This is a genomic window from Aeromonas sp. QDB54, from assembly GCF_027707385.1.
Taxonomy (GTDB): Bacteria; Pseudomonadota; Gammaproteobacteria; order Enterobacterales; family Aeromonadaceae; genus Aeromonas; species Aeromonas hydrophila.
On record NZ_JAPCIT010000006.1, the window covers coordinates 68321 to 87983 of the forward strand.

The following is a 19663-nucleotide window of genomic DNA, read 5'->3' on the forward strand; positions in this document are numbered from 1 at the left end:
TTTTTATACGAAGTTGCCGGCGACGGGGCCGGCAAGGGGTGGGTGCCGCTCTGGGGCAGGCTGCCCGGGTGATTAATCCGCATCGTTGTCACTGTCCAGCAGCTGGTATTTGCGCAGCATGCCGCGGAACTGGTGATAGCTCAGGGCCAGCAGTTGGGCGGCTTTGCGCTGATTATACTGGGATTGCTGCAGCGCTTGCTTGAGTAAATTAATCTCGTAGCCCGCCACCGCCTGTTTGAGATCCAGCGGCAAGGCGGGGGAGTCCGGTGTCATCGTCGGCGTCTGCTCCAGCTGGAGGGGGGCCGCGACCGCCGCCTGGGCCCGGGGGCGCCAGGGGGAATCGAACGGGTTGAGCACCAGTTCGGCCAGCGGCAACTGGGGGTTGCCCTGGCGGTAGATGCTGCGCTCCACCACGTTTTTCAGCTCCCGCACGTTGCCGGGCCAGGGGTAATCCAGCAGCAACTGGGTCGCCTTGCGCGAGAAACCGGCAAACAGCGGATAGCCGAGCTCCCGGGTCATGCCGTGGGCGAAGTGCTCCGCCAGCATCAGAATATCTTCGCGCCGCTCCCGCAGCGGGGGCAGGGTGATGACGTCGAAGGCGAGCCGGTCGAGCAGGTCGTGGCGAAACTGCCCCTTGTCGGCCAGCGCCGGCAGATCCTCGTTGGTGGCGCACACCAGTCGCACATCCACCTTGAGGGGCTTGGCGCCGCCCACCCGCTCGAACTCGCCGTACTCGATGACCCGCAGCAGTTTTTCCTGCACCCGCGCGCTGGTGGTGGCCAGCTCGTCAAGGAAGAGGGTGCCGCCGTCGGCCCGCTCGAAGCGGCCCTGGTGGCGTTTGGCTGCGCCGGTGAAAGAGCCCGCCTCGTGGCCGAACAGCTCGGTCTCCAGCAGACTCTCGCTCAAGGTGGCGCAGTTGACGGTGACAAAGCTTTGATCCCAGCGCGCCGAGAGATAATGTAGGCGGTGGGCGATGAGCTCCTTGCCGGTCCCCCGTTCGCCGATGATCAGCACGGGCTTGCGCAGCGGCGCCAGGCGGGAGGCCTGCTCAATGATCTCGAGAAATGCGTTGGATTCCCCCAACAGGCTTTCCGTGGCCGTGGTCATAGTCATCCCCGTGAATCGTTGAAAGCTGGTCAATCTTACCAAAAGTTGGTGATTCTAATCATTACTTGTGTGGTGCATCTTGAAAGTCGACTTATCTGCCCCATATAAATCAACAAGTTAAATTCTGTTCCAGATTGGCACACAAGTTGCCATTGTCAATGGAGAAACAACGTATGCCAACCACAGGAGTACAATCATGAGTATTTTTTCCCGCCTGGCCGACATCATCAATTCCAACCTGACGGCCCTGCTCGACAAGGCAGAAGATCCCCAGAAGATGGTGCGCCTGATCATCCAGGAGATGGAAGACGAGCTGGTGAAGGAGCGCTCCAATCTGGCCCGCTTCCTCGCCAACCAGAAAGAGATTGGCCGCCAGGTCAGCCGCCATCAGGAGCGGGTCGCCGAGTGGCAGGGCAAGGCCGAGCTGGCCCTGAGCAAGGGACGGGAAGACTTGGCCCGCGCGGCGCTTATCGAGAAGAAGAAGCAGGCCGAGCTGGCCGACGGCCTCGAGCGCGAGCAGCAGGCGGTGGACAGCGGCATCGCCAAGCTGGGGGAGGAGATCCGTCAGCTGGAAGCCAAGCTGGAAGACGCCCGAGCCCGCCAGAAGGCGATGGCCATTCGCAGCGAAGCGGCCAGCAGCCGTCTCAACGTGCAGAGCCAGGTCGCCCGTGGCGACAGCCAGGCGGTGGTGAGCAAGTTCGAGCGCATGGAGCGCCGCATCGACGAGATGGAGGCCCGCGCCGATCTGGGACAGTCCGACAAGGCGCTGGCCCAGCAGTTTGCCGAACTGGAAGCGGACGATCAGATCAGCAAAGAGCTCGAGGCCATGCGCCAGAAGCTGGGTCAAGGCGATACCACGCCGAAACAGGGGGAGTAACAGATGGAAGATCTGCTGGGTGTATTGATGGTTCCCATGGTGGTCTTCATGGTGGTGGTGGCCCCCATCTGGCTGGTGCTGCACTACCGCGCCAAGGGACGCATTGGCGCCGGTCTTGCCGATGGCGAGCGTGAACAGCTGCAGGGGCTGCTGGTGCGTGCCGAGAAGATGCAGGAGCGGGTCGGTGCCCTGGAGTCGATTCTGGATGCGGAAGTCCCGGGCTGGAGGAACAAGGTATGACGCAGTGGAGCAAAGAGGGGCGCAACCTCTATCGTGACCCCCAGCGCGGCAAGATAGCCGGGGTCTGCGCCGGTCTGGCAGAGTACTTCGGGGTGGAGACCTGGATCGTGCGGCTGTTGGCCATCAGCGGCCTCATCTTCGCCGGTTTCATCACCTTCACCGCCTACGTGGCCGCCTGGTTTCTGCTCGACAAGCGGCCGGTCACTCTCTATGAAAACGAAGAGGGGGAGTTTGCCGAGGTGCGGATGAAGGCGCGCAGCTGGCAGGCTGGTGTCACCCCTCATCAGGCGCTGGGCCGCATCGCACAGGAGCTAGATACCCTGGAGCCGAGATTGCAGCGCATCGAGAAGCTGGTGACCTCCAAGGAGTTCACCCTGCAGCGGGAGTTCAGCAAGCTGTGACCTCTGGCCCGGGTCTCGCCGATTGAGCGAGGCCCCTCTCTTGAACGGGATCCCAAGACCCGACATGGCTGGCACACCTGAAACCGACGATCGAATTGAGGGATTGAACAAGCCTTGATACGCAACACACTGGAACAAAAGTGGTCGCTCTTGCAGCACAGGGCCACAGACGTGGTGAACCGGGTACGGGATCGCCACCTGCGGCTGGCGGTGACCGGCCTCTCCCGCAGCGGCAAGACCGCCTTTATCACGGCGCTGGTCAACCAGCTGGAACACGCGGCCATCGATGGCCGTTTGCCGTTGTGGGATGCCCTGCGTCAGGGGCGCATTCTCGGCGCCCGCCGGGTGCCACAGCAAAACGCCCATATTCCCACCTTTGCCTACGAGCGCGGCCTCGACGCCCTGTTTGGCGAGCCGCCCGCCTGGCCCGAGCCGACCCGCGGGGTGGCCGAGGTACGCCTCGAAATTCGCTATCGCACCCGCCATCCCTTGCGCAAGCATCTGGGGGAGATCTCCACCCTCTATGTGGATCTGGTGGATTACCCGGGGGAGTGGCTGCTGGACTTGCCGCTCTTGGAACTCAGTTACGAGCAGTGGAGCGAGCAGGTGCGCGACCAGTTGCGCCGCCCCGAGCTGCAGGCCCTTGCCGCTGGCTGGCTGGCGCCGGAGTGGCAGGCTGTGCAGCCTTTTGAAGAGCGACCGGTCGCACAGCTTGCCGAGCGCTACACCGACTACCTGCACGCCTGCAAGCGGGAGCTGGGGCTGCACCTCATCCAGCCCGGTCGCTTTGTGCTGCCGGGGGAGTATGCCGGCGCCCCCCTGCTGCAGTTCGTGCCCTGGGTGTGGGAGCCGCCAGTTGGCGAGCCCGCCGATGGCACCCTCTACGCCACCCTCAAGCAGCGCTTCGAGCAGTACAAGCAACACCTGGTACAGGGTTTTTATGAGCAGCACTTTGCGGGTTTCGATCGCCAGATCGTGCTGGTGGATTGCCTGCAGCCCCTCAACGCCGGGGCGGCCAGCTTTGGCGACATGCAGCAGGCCATCGCCCGCATCATGGAGAGCTTTGCCTACGGCAAGAGCAACTGGTGGCGGCGGCTCTTCTCGCCGCGCATCGACAAGCTGCTGTTCGTGGCGAGCAAGGCCGATCACGTCACCCCAGAGCAGCACGGCCCCATGGTCTCCCTGCTCCAGCATCTGGTGCGCAGCGGTCGGGGTCAGGCGCGCTTTGAGGGGATCACCACAGAGTGTCTGGCGCTCGCCGCCATCAAGGCGACCGAGGTGGGCAAGGGGGTGGCCAATGGCCGTGAGTTTCCCGCCATCCGTGGCACCAGCCTCGCCGGCGAGCCGTTATTGCTGTTTCCGGGGGAGGTGCCGCCTCATATTCCACCGGCCCAGTGGTGGAACAATCAGGGCTTTGATTTCCAGGCGTTTCGCCCCCTGCCCATGAGTGCCCATCAGGCGCTGCCTCATATCCGGCTCGACGCTGCGCTGGAGTTTCTGCTCGGGGATCACCTCGAATAACCCAGGCTGTGCGGCAATGTAGGTAGCAAGGCATGGCTGCACGGCCGCGTGGAGGAGCAAGCAAAAAGATGAACGATCAGAGAAAACCGACGGTGGCCGAACCGCCTCCGCTGCAGGGCAAGGTGATCCTGGAGCCCGCCTTGACTGTGGCCAGCGACGAGCGACAGCCTGCACCCGCCCAGCGGCTGGAAGAGGCGAGTTTCGAGTGCCTCGACGAGCTGGAGGCATTCACCGAGGTGGAGCCCGCTCTCACCATCAAGCCGCGCCGGCGGCACCGGCTGCTTGGCTGGGGACTGGGGGCGGTTGGCCTGTTGTCACTGGGCCAGTATGGCGCCTTTCTCTACGACCAGTTGCTCACCACCCCGCTCTGGGGCAGCGCCTGGTTGCTGGCCTCCGGTCTGGTGGCCGTAGGCACGGCAGGTGTGGCGGGGCGTGAGTGGCTGCGGCTGCGCACCCTCAAGCGGCGCCAGGATGTGCGCTCCCGTGCCGACGATCTGCTGGCCCGTCAGGGCGTCGGGCAGGGGCAGGCTTTTTGCGAGGCGCTCGCCGAGAAGAGTGGCGACAAGGGGCGGGAGGGGTATCGCAATTGGCTGTCACAGCTCGACGAGAGTCACAGCGATCGGGAAGTGCTGACCCTCTACAGTCAGCTGGTGCTGACCGAGCGGGACAAGCTGGCCCAGGCGCGGGTGGCCAAATGGTCGGGGGAGGCCGCCGTGCTGGTGGCCCTGAGCCCGCTCGCCACCGTCGACATGATGCTGATGTTGTGGCGCAACCTGCGGATGATCGAGGACATTGCCGACGTCTACGCCATCGAGCTCGGCTACTGGAGCCGCATTCGCCTCATTCGTCAGGTGTTTCGCAACATGCTCTACGCCGGCGCCACCGAGCTGGTGACCGAGGTGGGGATGGACTTGCTGGGGGCTGAGCTTACCGCCAAGCTCTCCGCCCGCGCTGCCCAAGGGGTAGGGGCCGGCCTGCTCACCGCTCGCCTCGGCCTGCGCACCATAGAGGCGTGTCGCCCGCTGCCCTGGTGCGCGGACGAGAAACCCAGGCTTGGTGAGCTGCGCAAGCGGCTGATCGGTCAGCTGGCGGGCTACCTCAACAAGGGGTAAACGGCAGGCCAGGGGTTCGATTGTGGTTGTCACAAATTATTTACAATTATCCGCCGCAGCCGACCCTTGGGTCGGCTGCTTTTTTGGGGGGCAAACCGTTACAGTGATCCCATCGCGCAATGGCGCCACACCGCCCGGATGGCGGGTCGCAACCCAGAGGATGGAGTCACCCATGGCAAGTCTCTACACCGCCCACCAGCCGGATGAAGCGGGCACGATCCACTACTCGGACGAGGAGCACGGCACCTGGCAGATCCTGATCGCACGCCAGCTGGCGGCGCTCGAGGGCAAGGCCTGTGACGAGTACCAGGCCGGGCTGGCGCGGCTCGACCTGCCCCGGGATCGGATCCCCCAGCTGGCCCAGATCAACGCCGTGCTGCAACCGGCCACCGGCTGGTCGGTAGCGGCGGTACCGGCGCTCATTTCCTTTGACCGCTTCTTTGCCCTGCTGGCCAACCGCCAGTTTCCGGTGGCCACCTTTATTCGCCGCCGGGACGAGCTCGATTATCTGCAGGAGCCCGACATCTTCCACGAGATCTTCGGCCACTGCGCCATGCTGACCAACCCCGCCTTCGCCCATTTCACCCATGTCTACGGCCAGCTTGGCCTGCGGGCCGGCAAGGAGGAGCGGGTCTTTCTGGCGCGGCTCTACTGGTTCACGGTGGAGTTTGGCCTGCTGGCCACGGCAGACGGGCTGCGCATCTATGGCGGCGGCATTCTCTCCTCCATCGGCGAAACCGCCTATGCTCTCGGCGGCCAACCCGTGCTGCAACCCTTTGATCCCATTGAAGTGCTGCGCACCCCGTATCGCATCGACATCATGCAGCCCACCTATTTCGTGCTGCCCGAGCTTGGCGAGCTCTATCGTCTGGCGGAGCAGGACATCATGGCCATGGTGGCCGAGGCGCGCCGTCTGGGGCTGCGTCCTCCCCGTTTTGCACCGGCCGGCGGCAAGCAGGCGAGCTGAGCCGCCCGCCGGTGTTTGATTACCCCCTTTTCATCGATACACAAGGAGAGTCCCATGTCCGAACTGGCCAGCCAGCAGTGTGAAGCGTGCCGCGCCGATGCCCCCAAGGTGAGCGAGCAGGAGCTGAGCGAACTGATGCGCCTCATCCCCGACTGGCAGCCGCTGGTGGTAAAAGGTGAGCTGCAACTGCGGCGCGAATTCACCTTTCGCAACTTCAAGGAGGCGCTCGCCTTCACCAATCGGCTGGGTGAACTGGCAGAGGCGGAGTTTCATCATCCGGCAATCCTGACCGAATGGGGGAAGGTGACCGTCAGCTGGTGGACCCACAAGATAGGTGGATTACACCGCAACGACTTCATCATGGCGGCGCGCACCGACCAGCTGCTCAAATAAACGTCTGTAGATGGCGCGGGCCTGCCCGGTGAAAACGGGGCGGGCCCGCATTTTTATGGGCTGGCGCTCGCACTGGCGGGATCGAGTCTGTATTATCCGGTCATTCATAGAGTTAGCTAGGAAGTGTGTCCCGAATGCGTCTTGAAGTCAGCTGTGAAGACCGCCTGGGCCTGACCCGGGAACTGCTCGACCGTCTGGTGGAGCACAACATCGATCTGCGCGGCATCGAAATCGATACCTCAGGCATCATCTATCTCAACTTTCCCGAGCTGGAGTTTCGTGATTTCCAGCACCTGATGCCGGAGATCCGCCGCATTCCCGGGGTCTATGACGTCAAGACCATCCCCTACATGCCCTCCGAGCGCGAGCACCACGAGATTGAGGCGCTGCTCAAGGCGCTGCCGGATCTGGTCTTCTCCCTCGATGCCAAGGGCAAGGTGACCCAGGCCAACCAATCCGCCCTCACCACCCTGGCCCTGCCGGTGGAGGAGGTGCGTGGCGCGGCGCTCGGCTCCCTGGTCAAGGGCTTCTCCTTCAGCCGCTGGCTGGAAGCGAGCGAGATCCGGCCGCAGACCTGCAAGCTCAGCATCAATGGCGAAGAGTATCTGGCGGATCTGATGCCGCTGTTCGTGGCCGAAGAGAAGGGCAGACAGGCCCTGGCCGGCGCCGTGGTGGTGCTCAAATCCGCTCGCCGGGTCGGCATGCACTTCAGCGCGCTGCACGCGGTGGAAGTGGGGGGCTTTGAGCACCTGCAGGCCGAGAGCCAGAAGATGAAACAGGTGCTGGCCCAGGCGAGCAAGCTGGCGATGCAGGATGCGCCGCTGCTCATCGTCGGCGAGACCGGTACCGGCAAGGAGCTGCTGGCCCGCGCCTGTCACGGTGCCAGCCTGCGCTCCAGCCACCCCTTCATGGCGCTGAACTGCGCGGCCATGCCGGACAACGTGGCCGAGAGCGAGCTGTTCGGTTACGCCCCCGGCGCCTTTGGCAACAACACCGAGGGCAAGCGCGGGGTGCTGGAGCTGGCGAGCGGCGGCACCCTGATGCTGGACGAGATCGGCGACATGTCCCCCCATCTGCAGACCAAGTTCCTGCGGGTGCTGCAAGATGGCGTGTTCCGCCGGGTTGGTGACGAGCAGGAGGTGAAGGTCAACGTGCGCTTCATCTGCACCACCCAGAAGCAGCTGCTGGATCTGGTGCACGAGGGCAAGTTCCGGGAAGACCTCTACTATCGCCTCAACGTGCTGAGTCTGGCGCTGCCGCCGCTGCGCGAGCGCAAGGCTGACATCATGGCGCTGGCCCAGCAATTCGTCTCGCGCTTTGCCAGCGAACTGCAGCGCCCGCGCCCGCGCTTTACCCGCAACATGGCCGAATACCTGACCGCCTACCGCTGGCCGGGCAACGTGCGCCAGCTGCGCAACTGCCTCTACCGCGCCATGACCTTGCTGGAAGGGGACGAGATCGGCCCTGAGCACGTGGATCTGCCGGTGGCGGCCGACGCCATGCCGCTCATCGACGAGTGGTTCGAAGGGGGACTGGACGAGGCGGTGAAGCGCTTCGAGAGCCGGCTGCTGGAGCGGCTCTACCCGGCATTCCCCTCCACCCGCCAGCTGGCCAAACGGCTTGGCGTGTCGCACACCGCCATCGCCAACAAGTTGCGGGAATACGGGATCAACAAGAAGTAACCCCATGAATGCACTTTATTGCAGGGCTCACGCACGGGTGGGCCCTCGTCATTATTGTGATGCCGGCCCGGTCAGCCCCTTGCTCTGTCGGCTGCGCCTTGTCATGCTGCTGACAAGTTCAATACTATTTCCATCCGGCTCACCCCTCGCGGGCAACCGCCCTTCATGGGTGCTGATGTGGGCTTAAGCGCAGGCACGATGCACTCTTTTTCACTGATCCGGATCCTGGCGTGGTTGGCGCCGCTGGTTTGCACGCTGGCCCTCTCCACCGAGCCGCCCCCCCTGACCTCGGCCGAGCTGCGAGCCGAGCAGGTGCGCCAGACCGTGCTCGACATTCTCAGCTACACCCGCTGGCCGACCGAGCCGAGCGAGCTGCGCCTGTGCGTGGCGGCGCCGACGGAGTACGCCACTGCGCTCTTCTCCATCAAGCAGCAGGCCAACGGCCGGCCGGTCACAGTCCATCGCTACGACGTCGATGACAAGGCGATCGGCCCCCAGTGTGACGTGCTCTATCTGGGGGTATTGTCCCCCGAGCGACGGCTGCCGCTGTTCGAGCGGCTGCGCGGCTACCCCATTCTCAGCATCAGCGAGCACAGCACCGAGTGCGTGGCCGACTCCGTCTTCTGCCTGCAGATCGGCAAGGAGCGGATCCGTTTTCGGGTCAATCTGGATGCCCTGGCCAGGAGCGGGGTGCGGGTACATCCCGCCGTGCTCAAGCTGGCCAAGGCCGATGAGGGGGGTTCATGATCGGCTTGTTCCGCCCCCCCAACCAGCGCCTCACCTTGCGACAGAGTCTGGGACGCACCCACCTGGTGACGTCCCTGACGGCGGTCTGCATGGCCGGTGTACTGCTGACCGGCATCGCCCTGCTGGCGCTGCGGCTCTATGCGGATCACAACCTGGAACTGGTGGCGCGGGCCATCAGTTACACCAGCGAAGCGGCCGTGGTGTTCCACGACGAAGAGGCGGCCCGCGAGGCGCTGCAGGCCATCACCACCCACGAAGATGTGGCGCGGGCCAGCATCTATCTGCCGAGCGGCCAGTTGCTGGCCAGCTGGAGCCGGGCCATGAGCACCCCCTGGTCCGGTCTTGAACAGTATCTGGCGCGGCTCATTCTGCCGGGGCCGGTGGATCAGCCCATGCTGCGGGGCGGGGTGGAGATCGCCCGCATTCATCTGGTGGGGCACGGCCAATACCTGCTGCTGTTCCTGTTGCAGACCCTGCTGGCGATGCTGCTCTGCCTGGTGCTCAGCACCCTGGGGGCGCTCTACGTGGCGCGCCGGATGCAAAACTCCCTCACGGCGCCCCTCAAGGATCTGGCCCAGGTAGCCCACAGCGTCAGCCGCCAGCGGATCCTCGCCATGCGGGTGCCCGAGGCCAACATCGCCGAGCTGCACGCGCTCGGCCAGGATTTCAACTCCCTGCTCGACGAACTGGAAGCCTGGCAGGCTCACCAGCGGCGGGAGAATGCCAGCCTGCTGCACCAGGCCACCCATGACGCCTTGACCGGCTTGCCCAATCGTGCTCTGTTTGAGGCTCGTCTGGATCAGGCAGTGACCACCGGCCGGCTGCATGATGAGCGCTTTGCACTGCTCTACCTCGATTGTGATCGCTTCAAGCAGATTAACGACACCCTGGGCCATGCCGCCGGGGATGACGTGCTGATCGCCCTGGCCAGACGGATACAACATCAGCTGCGGCCGATGGATCTGGTATGCCGTCTGGGGGGCGACGAGTTTGCCATCCTGCTGACCCCCTTGTCCCAGGTGGGCGAGGCGGAAGATGTGGTAACCCGCATCCAGCAGGCCATGGCAGACCCCGTGGTACTGGGGGATGGCAGCCAGCTGCTGGCTGCCGTCAGCATCGGGATCGCGCTGTATCCGGATCAGGGGCTGACCGCCGCCGATCTGCTGCAGCAGGCGGACCATGCCATGTACCAAGCCAAACGGCTGCGTCGGGAGCTTGCGCTCCATGACCAGCTGGAATTCGATGTCTCTGCTGAGGAAAAATAACAATGAAGATCCATGTCCTGATGAAAACCGGCTTGATCGGTCTGCTGTTGAGCGTGCTGGCGGGGTGCCAAAGCGCCCCCCACGGCCTGACCGCAGAGCAGATCGCCGTACTCAAGGAGCAAGGCTTTCGCCTGACCGACGAGGGTTGGACTCTGGACTTCTCCAACCGTGTGCTGTTTGCCAACAACGCTGGTGCCCTGACCCCCAAGACCCGTGTGGTGGTGGAAAAACTGGGCAAGACCCTGCAGGAGGTAGGCTTGAACCGGGCGCGGATCGATGGTCATACCGACTCCAACGGGGCGGCGGACTATAACGATCAGCTCTCGTACAAGCGGGCGCAGTCGGTGGCCGACGTGCTGGTCTCGGTGGGTATGCCGCAGGCCAACCTGGACATCCGGGGCCGTGGTGAACGCGATCCGATCGCCGACAACAAGACGGCTGCCGGTCGGGCCGAGAACCGCCGCGTGGCGATTGTCATCAGCAATGAATGACATGGTTGTGTAGATAAAAAAAGAGCGCCTGATGGCGCTCTTTTTTGTGGCTCACAGTTATTCCTGCTTGAGCTTTTCGCGGTCGTGGTGACTGCGCAGGCGGATGTTGATCATCTCCACCGTCAGCGAGAAGGCCATGGCGAAGTAGATGTAGCCCTTCGGAATGTGCAGATCCATCCCCTCGGCCATCAGCGCGAAACCGACCAGAGTGAGGAAGGAAAGGGCCAGCATCTTGATGGTGGGGTGGTTGTCGACGAAATCGCCGATGGCCTTGGCGGCGAACATCATGATGAAGACGGCGATCATGATGGCCAGCACCATGACCGGCACGTGATCCGCCATGCCCACGGCGGTGATGACCGAATCCAGGCTGAAGACGATGTCGAGAATGGCGATCTGGATCAGGGTGCTGATGAAGCCGGACGCGGCGGCGCTCACGCTCTCAGGCTCGGCGGCGCCCTCCAGGGTGGCGTGGATTTCGTGGGCACTCTTGCCGATGAGGAACAGACCCCCCAGCAGCAGGATGAGATCGCGGCCCGAGATGGCCTCGCCCAGCACGGTGAACAACGGCTCGGTGAGACGCATCACCCAGGCCAGGGAGAGCAGCAACAGGATGCGAGTACCCATGGCGAGACCCAGTCCCAGGATCCGCGCCTTCTGGCGCTGCGCCTCCGGCAGGCGGCCGACCAAGATGGAGATAAAGATGATGTTGTCGATGCCCAGTACGATCTCGAGCAGGGTCAGGGTGGCGAGCGCGACCCAGGCGGAGGGGTCTGCAATCCATTCCAGCATGATTGAACCTTGGTTGAACTTTGATTGAGGGTTGAAGCCGCGCATTCTAACAGGGGGTTATGGCTTGTCCCAGTGGCAGGAAAAGATAAAAATGGCGGCCATCCAACGGGAGGGACATATGTTTCGTTTAGGACTCATCATCAATCCGGTCGCCGGCATCGGCGGCGCGGTCGGACTCAAGGGCAGTGACGGCATGGTGGCCGAGGCGCTGGCCCGTGGCGCCGTCCCCAAGGCCCGCGAGCGGACCCGTCAGGCGCTGCTGCCACTGTGTGAACTGGCGGACCGCTTCGAGCTGTTGACGGTGGCGGGCGAGATGGGGGCCGAGCTTGCCGGCGAGCTCGGTCTGCCTTGCCGCATCGTCTATCAGCCCGCGGCAGCAGCCACCACGGCGGCCGATACCCGCATCGCCGCCGAACGGATGCGCGAGGCGGGCGTCGATCTGCTGCTGTTTGCTGGCGGTGACGGCACCGCGCGGGACATCTGTGCGGCGGTGGGGGAGGCGTGCCACGTGCTCGGCATTCCGGCCGGCTGCAAGATCCACTCCGGGGTCTATGGGGTGACGCCCGCTGCCAGCGGCCGAGTGGCGGCCCGGATGATCGCCGGCGAGCTGCTGAGTCTGGTGGATGCCGAGGTGATGGACATCGACGAGGAGGCGTTTCGCGCCGGCAAGGTGCGCGCCCGCCATTACGGCCAGCTGCAGGTGCCCGGCGATCTGCGCTATGTGCAGGCGGTCAAGCAGGGGGGGCGCGAGTCTGAAGAGCTGGTGCTGGCGGACATCGCCGCCGGTGTGGTCGAGCAGATGGAGCCCGATACCCTCTATCTGATGGGCTCCGGCAGCACGGTGGCGGCCTGCATGACGGAGCTCGGCCTCGAAAATACCCTGCTCGGTGTGGATCTGGTGGAAAATGGCCGGCTTATCGGGCAGGATCTGTCCGCCGCCGAGATCCTGACCCGGATCCGTGGCCGTCGCTGCCGGCTGATCATTACCCTGATCGGCGGTCAGGGACATCTGTTCGGGCGCGGAAATCAGCAACTGAGTCCAGAGGTGTTGCGGGCCGTCGGGCGGGACCAGATCCAGGTCCTGGCCACCAAAGCCAAGCTGGCGGCCCTTGCGGGCAGGCCCTTGCTGGTGGATACCGATGACCCGGCGCTGAACCGGTCGTTAAGTGGTTATCTGCGGATCACCACGGGATACAAGGATCAGGTCATCTACCCGGTGGCCAACCCGGAATAGGACATCAAGGATGCGGCTGGCCTGGCGCCAGAGAGCCGTGATCAACCGGATCGCGGTTCCACTCCCCCGAATTATTTTGCCGGCAACCCCGGAAAATGAGGCTGCGTTAAATGACGATTCATGAATTTGAGCACAAGTTGTTGGGACTGATAGACAGCATGGTGGCCACGGCGACCGAGGATGAGCTGTTTGCCGGGGGTTATCTGCGCGGCCACATCTCGCTGGCGGTGGCGCGGGCCGAGCTGGAAGGCAAGACCCTGGTACGGGATGTAAAGAGTTATGTGCTGCGCAGCCTGAACGAGGCCATCCTGCAGGGGGAACTCTCCGAGCAGGACGAGAAGCTGGTGCAGGCAATGTGGATTCGTTTGCAACAACAAGCAGAAGCTTGATCGGTTACACAGTTCAAACAGAAGTTTGAGTTTATTCTTCCCTGAAGTTAGTGAAAGGTTAATAATAAGTTTCGCCTTTTGTTTCAGGGATTAAACTATGGCTTCCTCCTCGCGTATTGCCAATAAACTGCCGCTCGAAATGCTCTACCAATGGGAGCGGCAGTGTCCTGACCGAGTCTATCTGCGTCAAACCATCAACCGCGAATACCTGGACTTCACCTGGGGTGAGGTCGCTGACGAGGCCCGCCGCATGGTGACTGCGTTGCGTCAGCTGGGGCTGGTGGCCGGCGACAAGGTGGCGCTGCTCTCCAAGAACTGCGCCCAGTGGTTCATCGCCGATCTCGCCATGCAGATGGGGCAGTACGTGAGCGTGCCCATCTACCCCACCGCCAACGTCGACACCATCGAATACGTGCTGCGTCACAGCGAGGCCAAGGCGATTTTCGTCGGCAAGCTAGATGACTGGAAGAGCCAGGAGGCGGGGGTACCCGCCGAATTGCTGCGCATCGCCTTTCCCTATGACACCATGCCGGCGGCCCACCAGTGGGACGATCTGCTGGAGCAACACGAACCCATCCCGGACAGCCCGGGGCAGGCTCCGGACTCCCTGCTGAGCCTGGTCTACACCTCCGGCAGTACCGGTAAGCCGAAAGGGGCCATGCTGAGCGTCGAGCGCTACGCCTGGTCGTGCGAGAAGCTGGTGGAGGCGGTCGGGCTGTGCGAGCAGGATCGCGGCTTCTCCTACCTGCCGCTGGCCCACATCACCGAGCGGGTCTATGTCTATGGCGGCAGCCTCTATGGCCGCGCCGAGATCGCCTTCCCCGAGTCCCTCGATACCTTCATCGAGGACGTCAAGCGCTGCCGTCCCACCGTGTTCATCTCGGTGCCACGGCTGTGGGCCATGTTCCGCATCAAGATCCACGAAAAACTGCCCCAGAAGAAACTCGAGCTGCTGCTCAAGATCCCGTTCGTGTCGGGCCTCATCAAGCGCAAGCTGCAAAAGGGGCTGGGGCTGGATCAGGCGCGGGTGCTGGGCTGTGGCTCGGCGCCGGTGGCACCGGCCCTGCTCGAGTGGTACCACAGTATCGGTATCGAGATCACCGAGGCCTGGGGCATGACCGAGAACCACGCCTTCTCCACCCTCAACTACCCGTTTAGGGCCGACAAGATAGGCACGGTCGGCAAGGCGGGGCCGGGGGTCACCATCAAGATCTCCGACGAAGGGGAGATCCTCTGTCGCTGCGAGGGGATGATGCTGGGTTATTACAAGGATCCCGAGCACAGCCGTGAAGCCATCGACGAAGAGGGCTGGCTGCACACCGGCGACATGGGCAAGCTGGATCGGGAGGGTTATCTCACCATCACCGGCCGCATGAAGGACGTGTTCAAGACTGCCAAGGGCAAGTATGTGGCGCCGGTGCCCATTGAGGGGCTGCTCGGCCAGGAGCCCATCATCGAGCAACTGTGCGTGATTGGCTACGGCATGCCGCAGCCGGTGGCGCTGGTGCAGCTGGCGGAGAGCGCCATGAAGGGGGATCGCTCCAAGATCAATGCCCAGCTGGAGGCGGCCCGCAATCGGGTCAACGAGCAGCTGGAGTCCCACGCCAAAATCCGCGGCATCCTGGTGGTGAAGAGCCCCTGGAACATCGAGAACGGGGTGCTCACCCCGACCATGAAGATCCGCCGCCACCTGCTGGAGCAGAAGTATGCCGATCTCGGCGACGCCTGGTCCTCTTCCCAGAGCATCATCTGGGAGTCCTGACGGGGCCCGGCAGGCTTGCTGCTGAACACCATAAAACAACAAGGGGAGCCACTGGCTCCCCTTGTTGTTTCAGGCAACGGCAGGTCAGACCGCCTGATACTCCAGCTCGACCGAACCGAGCGCCTTGAGGGTGGCGCGGGCGGAGTCCTGCTGGCTGATCTGGCCATCCTTGCTCTCCAGCAGCACGGCGCGGCGGATGGTAGCGAGATCTTCGCCACCCAGTACCGCGTGGGCGCAGGCCATCTGCATTGGCGGCAGGCTGGGGTTGAAGGCGGCGTTTTCGGCGTAGCGACCGCAGAAGATGCGACCGTCGGCGAACTGCAGCGCCACCGCGGCATAGCCCTGGCTGTAGGGGGCGTAGCTCTGGCGGGCGGCGGCCAGCGCGGCCTGCCACAGCGGATCGTCGCTCTCAAGCGTGAGCTCGTCGTGGGCCTGCGGGCTCATCAGCGCGTCCGTGATGTCCAGATCCGCCGGGCCGAACGAGTGGGGCAGGAAGGATTGCAGCGCGCTCAAGTCATCCGGCAGGGAGACCTTGAGGATCTTGGCGGTGCTCAGCTCGTTCATGAACTGGCGGCAGTGACCGCAAGGGGTGTAGTTGACGGTGATTTCAGAGATGCCGGTCTCGCCGCCCAGCCAGGCGTTGGAGATGGCAGACTGCTCGGCATGGACCGAGTGGAACAGCCCCTGACCGGCAAACTCCATGTTGGCGCCGAAATACCAGTTGCCGCTCAGGCCGCAGGCGATGGCACCGACGAAGAACTTGGAGATGGGGGCCACCGAGCAGGCGGCGGCCAGCGGCAGCAGGGCCAGGCGCAGGGCGCGATCGTCAAGACCGGTGGCGGCCTTCAGCGTGGCGATCTGATCCGGGGTGAAGCGAGCCTGGAAATCATCACCCAGCATGGGCAGCAGCGCCGCCTTGAGCGGGGCGGACAGGGTATCGAGTGGCTTGGCAAAACGGGGATGCATAGTGTGTCCTCAAAGGCCAATTGGGGGGCCATTGTAGGGAGCAAGCTCGGCTAAATGTGTGAGCGTGCTCACGCCCTGACGGGCAAACGGAGGGGGATGGTAATGGAAACGTTTGTCTTGTGCAAATTGTGCGGCAGGTCGCACATCGGCGGGCCCGCAGGCCCGCCATCGCGGAAAAGGGTGCTCTTCAGCTCAACCAGTGGTAAATGGCAAACAGCAGGGGGGCCACGGCGGCGGTGAGGATGCCGCACACCACCATGGCCAGCGAGGCAAAGGCCCCCTGGGTGATGCCCTGCTCGGCGGAGGTGGCGGTGCCGATGGCGTGGGCGCAGGCCCCCATGGCCAGCCCCTGGGCTTCGGGGTCGGTGACCCGCATCAGTTTGAGCAGGGGGAAGCCGATCAGGGCGCCGACGATCCCCACCACCACCACCACGGCGGCGGCGATGGCGGGAATGCCGCCCAGGGACTGGCTGACGCTCATGGCGAGCGGCGTGGTGATGGATTTGGTGGTGAGCGAGGCCAGCAATGCCGGATCGGCGCCCATAAAATGACCGATCAGCAAGGTAGTGCAGACCGAGATCAAGACCGAGCTCAGGGTACAGATTAGGATGGGCTTGAGCCTGGCCTGGATCTGGCGGGCCTGCTGATAAAGGGGCAGTGCCAGCGCCACCACCGCCGGCTCCAGCAGCGCCGTGATGGGGCGGGTGCCGCTCTCGTACTGCTCCAGCGGCAGATCGAACCAGAGCAGCAGGCCGATGATGACGGCGGTGGGCACCAGCACCGGGTTGATGATGGGCCAGGGCAGCTTGCGATAGAGGGCCCGGGTGGCGAAGTAGAGCACCAGGGTCAAGGGAATGGCCAGCCAGAAGATCATTTGTTCATCCTCTGGTAGAGGCGGCCGACGGTGCCGAGGATCAGCACGATCCCGAGCACGATGCAGAGCATGATGAGGCCGAAGGATTGACGCAGCGGCTCCAGCCAGGCCACCAGTCCGACTGCCACCGGCACGAACAGGACCCCCATGTGGCGCAGCAGCAGGCTGGCGCCGAGTTCTACCCAGTGCAGTTTCACCAGCTGCAGGGAGAGCAGCACGAACAGCAGCAGCATGCCTATGATGCTGCCGGGGAAGGCAAACGGCAGGATGGCTGCCAGGGTTTTGCCCGCCAGCAGGCAGGCGACGATGACCAGAAAGTCACGAAGGTACAGCAAGGCACGTTGCGCGATCACAGGAGCCCCATCTTGGTAACGGTGAACTAAGGAATACGCCAGTCTACCAGAGAGGCCGGGTCGCGGCATTAAAACAATAACAGCTGAAATCAGTTCGTTTGAGGCTGATTTAATTGAATATTTTCAGATAGAACCCTTTTCGAACCACAAGGAGTCGCCATGACATCTCTCTTGTCCCGCCTGCGCCAGCTGGCGGACGACCACCATCTGCCCCCTTCGTTGCTGCAAACCCGCCAGTGGGAGGGGCCCCTGTGCCGGGTGCGGCTCGACAACACCGGCCGCAGCGAGGCCCGGGTCGGGCACTGGACGCTGTTTGACGGCAAGCTCGGCCTCTCGCCTGCGTGCTCCATCTACGGCGAAGGCTTCCAGATGCTGGCCCAGACCATGGGTAGCTGGCAAGCGCCGCAGCCGGTCGGTCGCTGTCCCGATGCCGGTGTCTATCGGATCACCGATGATCAGGGTTATCACACGGTGCACAACCTGCTGCTGGTGGAGCATGACAAGGGCTGGTTGCTGCTCGCCTTTGCCAGTTGTCAGCGCTTTGGCGGGGAGTTTCGGCTCTACCCCGATGGCCGGCTGCAGATCCTGATGAACGGTGAGGGGCGTGTACTCCCGGCCGGCCAGTTCTGGCAGAGCGAGGCGCTGCTCTGCCTCGAGGGGAAAGATCGGGAGGCGCTGCTGGCTGAACTGGCGCAGCGGATCGAGGCCGAGCATGGCTCGCTGATCGGCCAGGTTGGCGAACGCCCCAGCGGCTGGTGCTCCTGGTATCACTACTACGCGGACGTGAGCGCCGCCGACATTCGCGAGAACCTGCAGGTGCGTGCCGCGCGTTTCCCGGCGCTGCGCTACGTGCAGATCGACGACGGCTATCAGGCCAAGATGGGTGACTGGCTCACCCCGTCGGCCAAGTTCGAGCAGGGGGTGGCCTCCCTGGCCGCCGAGATCAAAGGCGCCGGCTGCGAGCCCGCACTCTGGGTGGCTCCCTTTATCGCCGAACCCGGTTCGCAGGTGTTTCAGGATCACCCCCACTGGTTTGTGAAGGGGGATGACGGGCTGCCGCTGCCCTCCGAGCGGGTTACCTACGGCGGCTGGCGCTGCACCCCCTGGTATGTGCTGGATGGCACCCACCCCGAGGTGCAGGCTCACCTCGAACGGGTGTTCCGTACCCTGCGCGAACAGTGGGGCATCCACTACTTCAAGCTCGACGCCAACTTCTGGGGGGCCATCCACGGCGGCCGCTTCCACGACCCGGCCGCCACCCGGGTGGAGGCCTACCGACGCGGCATGGCCGCCATCCTGCGCGGAGCGGGCGAGGGGGCCTTCCTGCTCGGCTGCAACGCCCCCATTTGGCCAAGCCTTGGGCTGGTGCACGGCATGCGGGTGAGCGATGACGTGGAGCGCAGTGGCCATCGCTATCGCCAGATCGCTCGCGAGGCGTTCTGCCGCGCCTGGCAGAACGACCGGCTGTGGGCCCTCGACCCTGACTGCATCTGTTTGCGGGATCTGCCAAGCCAGCAGGCGAGCCCTGCCGAATACCATTTCCATCTGGCGGCGCTGGTGGCAAGCGGCGGCATGATGCTGGCCGGGGACAGGCTGCAGGATCTCGACGAGGTGCAGGCGGCGCAACTGCGCAGGCTGCTCGAGCTCTGTGCGGCGCGCGCCCCTGGCGCCCGTTTCGAGTCGATGGACTTTGCCTGTGGCGAGGTGAGCCTGCCCGAGGGCGGCACCCTGCTCTGCCTCTTCAACTGGGAGGCACAGCCTCAGGAGTTCCTGTTGCCGGCAGGGGGCGAAGATTTCTGGGATGAGGGGGCAGTCGGTACCGCGCTCACCCTACAGGGGGGCGAGGGGCGGGTGATCCGTTACCGCTGAGCAGGCTGGCAATCATGATTCAGGCTCCCACGGGAGCCTGAATGTATTGTGAAAGGCGCAGCTATACCGGAGTCAGTAACGCCACTCGAAGCCGATGGCGTAATTGGCGGCGCCATAGCCCGGGATCTCGTTGCTGGAGAGCAGGGCCTTGAAGGTGAGCTGCGCAGTGAGCGGAATGCCGAGCCCCATGCCGAGGGCGACCTCGTCGTTGGTGTTGCCCATCATGTCGGCCCGGATCATCCGATAGAGCGACATGTCCTGGCTCATGTGCACATAGCTTTGGGAGGCGCGGTTGTAGAGCTGGCCGAACACTTCCAGCTGGAAACCGGCCTGGGGGGTGATGGCCAGCGGCACGCCGACGAAGTTGTAGAGATCGGAGCGGTTGAAATAGCTGTTGGTGATCTGGGGGGTAAAGTCGGTCTGCTGATAGAGGCGGCTGAAGTTGCTTTCAATCAGCTGGTAAGTCTGCTGCGGCAACTGCAACAGATAGTCGGGGACATCAAAACGCACACCCGCCATGCTGGCCGATGGCAGCAGGGCGCAGATGAGCAAACCAAAACCGGATAATCCTGAACGCATCGGATGCGGCATCCCCAAGGGTCGATAGGCCAACCGGCCGTT

Annotated in this window: 21 protein-coding genes; 15 read left to right on the forward strand and 6 right to left on the reverse strand. The window is 63.8% G+C overall.

What is annotated here, in order from left to right:
- Positions 1 to 72: 72 nt before the first annotated feature.
- A complete protein-coding gene (gene pspF / locus PG881_RS07590; RefSeq protein WP_270799253.1) occupies positions 73 to 1107 on the reverse strand; it encodes a phage shock protein operon transcriptional activator in 1035 nt (344 codons plus the stop codon).
- Positions 1108 to 1303: 196 nt separating this feature from the next.
- On the opposite strand from pspF, the gene pspA reads away from it, so the two are divergent.
- From pspA to PG881_RS07645, 11 genes are all read left to right on the forward strand, one after another.
- Positions 1304 to 1984 carry a phage shock protein PspA gene (gene pspA / locus PG881_RS07595; protein ID WP_011705754.1) on the forward strand — a complete coding sequence of 227 codons (681 nt, stop codon included), beginning with the start codon at positions 1304 to 1306 and terminating at the stop codon, positions 1982 to 1984.
- A gap of 3 nt (positions 1985 to 1987) precedes the next feature.
- Positions 1988 to 2224 (forward strand): envelope stress response membrane protein PspB, encoded by a 237-nt coding sequence (gene pspB / locus PG881_RS07600; protein ID WP_005300084.1) that lies wholly within the window; start codon positions 1988 to 1990, stop codon positions 2222 to 2224.
- Entirely contained in the window at positions 2221 to 2625 is a 405-nt protein-coding gene (gene pspC / locus PG881_RS07605; protein WP_270799030.1) for an envelope stress response membrane protein PspC, read from the forward strand. Before pspB ends, pspC begins: the two co-directional genes overlap by 4 nt.
- A 114-nt stretch (positions 2626 to 2739) precedes the next feature.
- Positions 2740 to 4146 carry a YcjX family protein gene (locus tag PG881_RS07610; protein WP_270799033.1) on the forward strand — a complete coding sequence of 469 codons (1407 nt, stop codon included), beginning with the start codon at positions 2740 to 2742 and terminating at the stop codon, positions 4144 to 4146.
- A 68-nt stretch (positions 4147 to 4214) separates the two neighbouring features.
- A complete protein-coding gene (locus PG881_RS07615; protein WP_270799035.1) occupies positions 4215 to 5258 on the forward strand; it encodes a YcjF family protein in 1044 nt (347 codons plus the stop codon).
- A gap of 172 nt (positions 5259 to 5430) precedes the next feature.
- Positions 5431 to 6225 (forward strand): phenylalanine 4-monooxygenase, encoded by a 795-nt coding sequence (gene phhA / locus PG881_RS07620; RefSeq protein WP_011705758.1) that lies wholly within the window; start codon positions 5431 to 5433, stop codon positions 6223 to 6225.
- A gap of 54 nt (positions 6226 to 6279) precedes the next feature.
- Positions 6280 to 6618, forward strand: a complete 339-nt coding sequence (locus PG881_RS07625) for a 4a-hydroxytetrahydrobiopterin dehydratase (RefSeq protein WP_029303242.1) — start codon at positions 6280 to 6282, stop codon at positions 6616 to 6618.
- 134 nt (positions 6619 to 6752) lie between these two features.
- The gene (gene tyrR, locus PG881_RS07630) at positions 6753 to 8300 is read left to right on the forward strand and encodes a transcriptional regulator TyrR (protein ID WP_016350472.1); all 1548 of its coding nucleotides are present in this window, start codon (positions 6753 to 6755) and stop codon (positions 8298 to 8300) included.
- Positions 8301 to 8465: 165 nt separating this feature from the next.
- Positions 8466 to 9047, forward strand: a complete 582-nt coding sequence (locus tag PG881_RS07635) for a YfiR family protein (RefSeq protein ID WP_060389642.1) — start codon at positions 8466 to 8468, stop codon at positions 9045 to 9047.
- A complete protein-coding gene (locus tag PG881_RS07640; RefSeq protein WP_043165233.1) occupies positions 9044 to 10312 on the forward strand; it encodes a diguanylate cyclase domain-containing protein in 1269 nt (422 codons plus the stop codon). The genes PG881_RS07635 and PG881_RS07640 overlap by 4 nt, the downstream gene beginning before the upstream one ends.
- 2 nt (positions 10313 to 10314) lie before the next feature.
- Positions 10315 to 10803, forward strand: a complete 489-nt coding sequence (locus tag PG881_RS07645; RefSeq protein WP_017409647.1) for an OmpA family protein — start codon at positions 10315 to 10317, stop codon at positions 10801 to 10803.
- Between the two features lie 57 nt (positions 10804 to 10860).
- Here PG881_RS07645 and PG881_RS07650 read toward each other — a convergent pair whose 3' ends face one another.
- Positions 10861 to 11595: a TerC family protein gene (locus PG881_RS07650; protein WP_016350476.1), complete on the reverse strand. Its 735-nt coding sequence runs from the start codon at positions 11593 to 11595 to the stop codon at positions 10861 to 10863.
- Positions 11596 to 11713: 118 nt separating this feature from the next.
- On the opposite strand from PG881_RS07650, the gene PG881_RS07655 reads away from it, so the two are divergent.
- The 3 genes from PG881_RS07655 (at position 11714) to PG881_RS07665 (ending at position 14980) form a co-directional block, all read left to right on the forward strand.
- A complete protein-coding gene (locus PG881_RS07655) occupies positions 11714 to 12829 on the forward strand; it encodes an ATP-NAD kinase family protein (protein WP_041216318.1) in 1116 nt (371 codons plus the stop codon).
- A gap of 110 nt (positions 12830 to 12939) precedes the next feature.
- Positions 12940 to 13218: a YfcL family protein gene (locus tag PG881_RS07660; protein WP_158197470.1), complete on the forward strand. Its 279-nt coding sequence runs from the start codon at positions 12940 to 12942 to the stop codon at positions 13216 to 13218.
- A gap of 97 nt (positions 13219 to 13315) precedes the next feature.
- On the forward strand, positions 13316 to 14980 hold the full coding sequence (locus PG881_RS07665) for an AMP-binding protein (RefSeq protein ID WP_270799041.1): 1665 nt from the start codon (positions 13316 to 13318) through the stop codon (positions 14978 to 14980).
- 84 nt (positions 14981 to 15064) lie between these two features.
- Here the strand turns inward: PG881_RS07665 and cdd are convergent, their stop codons facing one another.
- The 3 genes from cdd to PG881_RS07680 form a co-directional block, all read right to left on the reverse strand.
- Complete coding sequence (gene cdd / locus PG881_RS07670; RefSeq protein ID WP_130632544.1) at positions 15065 to 15946, reverse strand: cytidine deaminase; 882 nt, start codon at positions 15944 to 15946, stop codon at positions 15065 to 15067.
- A 187-nt stretch (positions 15947 to 16133) separates the two neighbouring features.
- Positions 16134 to 16820 (reverse strand): LrgB family protein, encoded by a 687-nt coding sequence (locus PG881_RS07675; RefSeq protein WP_270799046.1) that lies wholly within the window; start codon positions 16818 to 16820, stop codon positions 16134 to 16136.
- On the reverse strand, positions 16817 to 17173 hold the full coding sequence (locus tag PG881_RS07680) for a CidA/LrgA family protein (protein WP_270799049.1): 357 nt from the start codon (positions 17171 to 17173) through the stop codon (positions 16817 to 16819). Before PG881_RS07680 ends, PG881_RS07675 begins: the two co-directional genes overlap by 4 nt.
- Before the next feature lie 159 nt (positions 17174 to 17332).
- Here PG881_RS07680 and PG881_RS07685 point away from each other — a divergent pair, with 159 nt between their 5' ends.
- Positions 17333 to 19042 carry a glycoside hydrolase family 36 protein gene (locus PG881_RS07685; protein ID WP_270799051.1) on the forward strand — a complete coding sequence of 570 codons (1710 nt, stop codon included), beginning with the start codon at positions 17333 to 17335 and terminating at the stop codon, positions 19040 to 19042.
- A gap of 72 nt (positions 19043 to 19114) precedes the next feature.
- On the opposite strand, the gene PG881_RS07690 is transcribed toward PG881_RS07685, so the two are convergent.
- On the reverse strand, positions 19115 to 19621 hold the full coding sequence (locus tag PG881_RS07690; protein ID WP_039214596.1) for a hypothetical protein: 507 nt from the start codon (positions 19619 to 19621) through the stop codon (positions 19115 to 19117).
- Between the last annotated feature and the right edge of the window lie 42 nt (positions 19622 to 19663).

Bases quoted from the DNA above. Each gene is read 5' to 3' on its own strand.
- pspF (WP_270799253.1), bottom strand. From the start codon at position 1,107: ATGACCACGGCCACGGAAAGCCTGTTGGGGGAATCCAACGCATTTCTC.
- pspA (WP_011705754.1), top strand. From the start codon at position 1,304: ATGAGTATTTTTTCCCGCCTGGCCGACATCATCAATTCCAACCTGACG.
- pspB (WP_005300084.1), top strand. From the start codon at position 1,988: ATGGAAGATCTGCTGGGTGTATTGATGGTTCCCATGGTGGTCTTCATG.
- pspC (WP_270799030.1), top strand. From the start codon at position 2,221: ATGACGCAGTGGAGCAAAGAGGGGCGCAACCTCTATCGTGACCCCCAG.
- PG881_RS07615 (WP_270799035.1), top strand. From the start codon at position 4,215: ATGAACGATCAGAGAAAACCGACGGTGGCCGAACCGCCTCCGCTGCAG.
- phhA (WP_011705758.1), top strand. From the start codon at position 5,431: ATGGCAAGTCTCTACACCGCCCACCAGCCGGATGAAGCGGGCACGATC.
- PG881_RS07625 (WP_029303242.1), top strand. From the start codon at position 6,280: ATGTCCGAACTGGCCAGCCAGCAGTGTGAAGCGTGCCGCGCCGATGCC.
- tyrR (WP_016350472.1), top strand. From the start codon at position 6,753: ATGCGTCTTGAAGTCAGCTGTGAAGACCGCCTGGGCCTGACCCGGGAA.
- PG881_RS07635 (WP_060389642.1), top strand. From the start codon at position 8,466: ATGGGTGCTGATGTGGGCTTAAGCGCAGGCACGATGCACTCTTTTTCA.
- PG881_RS07640 (WP_043165233.1), top strand. From the start codon at position 9,044: ATGATCGGCTTGTTCCGCCCCCCCAACCAGCGCCTCACCTTGCGACAG.
- PG881_RS07645 (WP_017409647.1), top strand. From the start codon at position 10,315: ATGAAGATCCATGTCCTGATGAAAACCGGCTTGATCGGTCTGCTGTTG.
- PG881_RS07650 (WP_016350476.1), bottom strand. From the start codon at position 11,595: ATGCTGGAATGGATTGCAGACCCCTCCGCCTGGGTCGCGCTCGCCACC.
- PG881_RS07655 (WP_041216318.1), top strand. From the start codon at position 11,714: ATGTTTCGTTTAGGACTCATCATCAATCCGGTCGCCGGCATCGGCGGC.
- PG881_RS07660 (WP_158197470.1), top strand. From the start codon at position 12,940: ATGACGATTCATGAATTTGAGCACAAGTTGTTGGGACTGATAGACAGC.
- PG881_RS07665 (WP_270799041.1), top strand. From the start codon at position 13,316: ATGGCTTCCTCCTCGCGTATTGCCAATAAACTGCCGCTCGAAATGCTC.
- cdd (WP_130632544.1), bottom strand. From the start codon at position 15,946: ATGCATCCCCGTTTTGCCAAGCCACTCGATACCCTGTCCGCCCCGCTC.
- PG881_RS07675 (WP_270799046.1), bottom strand. From the start codon at position 16,820: ATGATCTTCTGGCTGGCCATTCCCTTGACCCTGGTGCTCTACTTCGCC.
- PG881_RS07685 (WP_270799051.1), top strand. From the start codon at position 17,333: ATGACATCTCTCTTGTCCCGCCTGCGCCAGCTGGCGGACGACCACCAT.
- PG881_RS07690 (WP_039214596.1), bottom strand. From the start codon at position 19,621: ATGCGTTCAGGATTATCCGGTTTTGGTTTGCTCATCTGCGCCCTGCTG.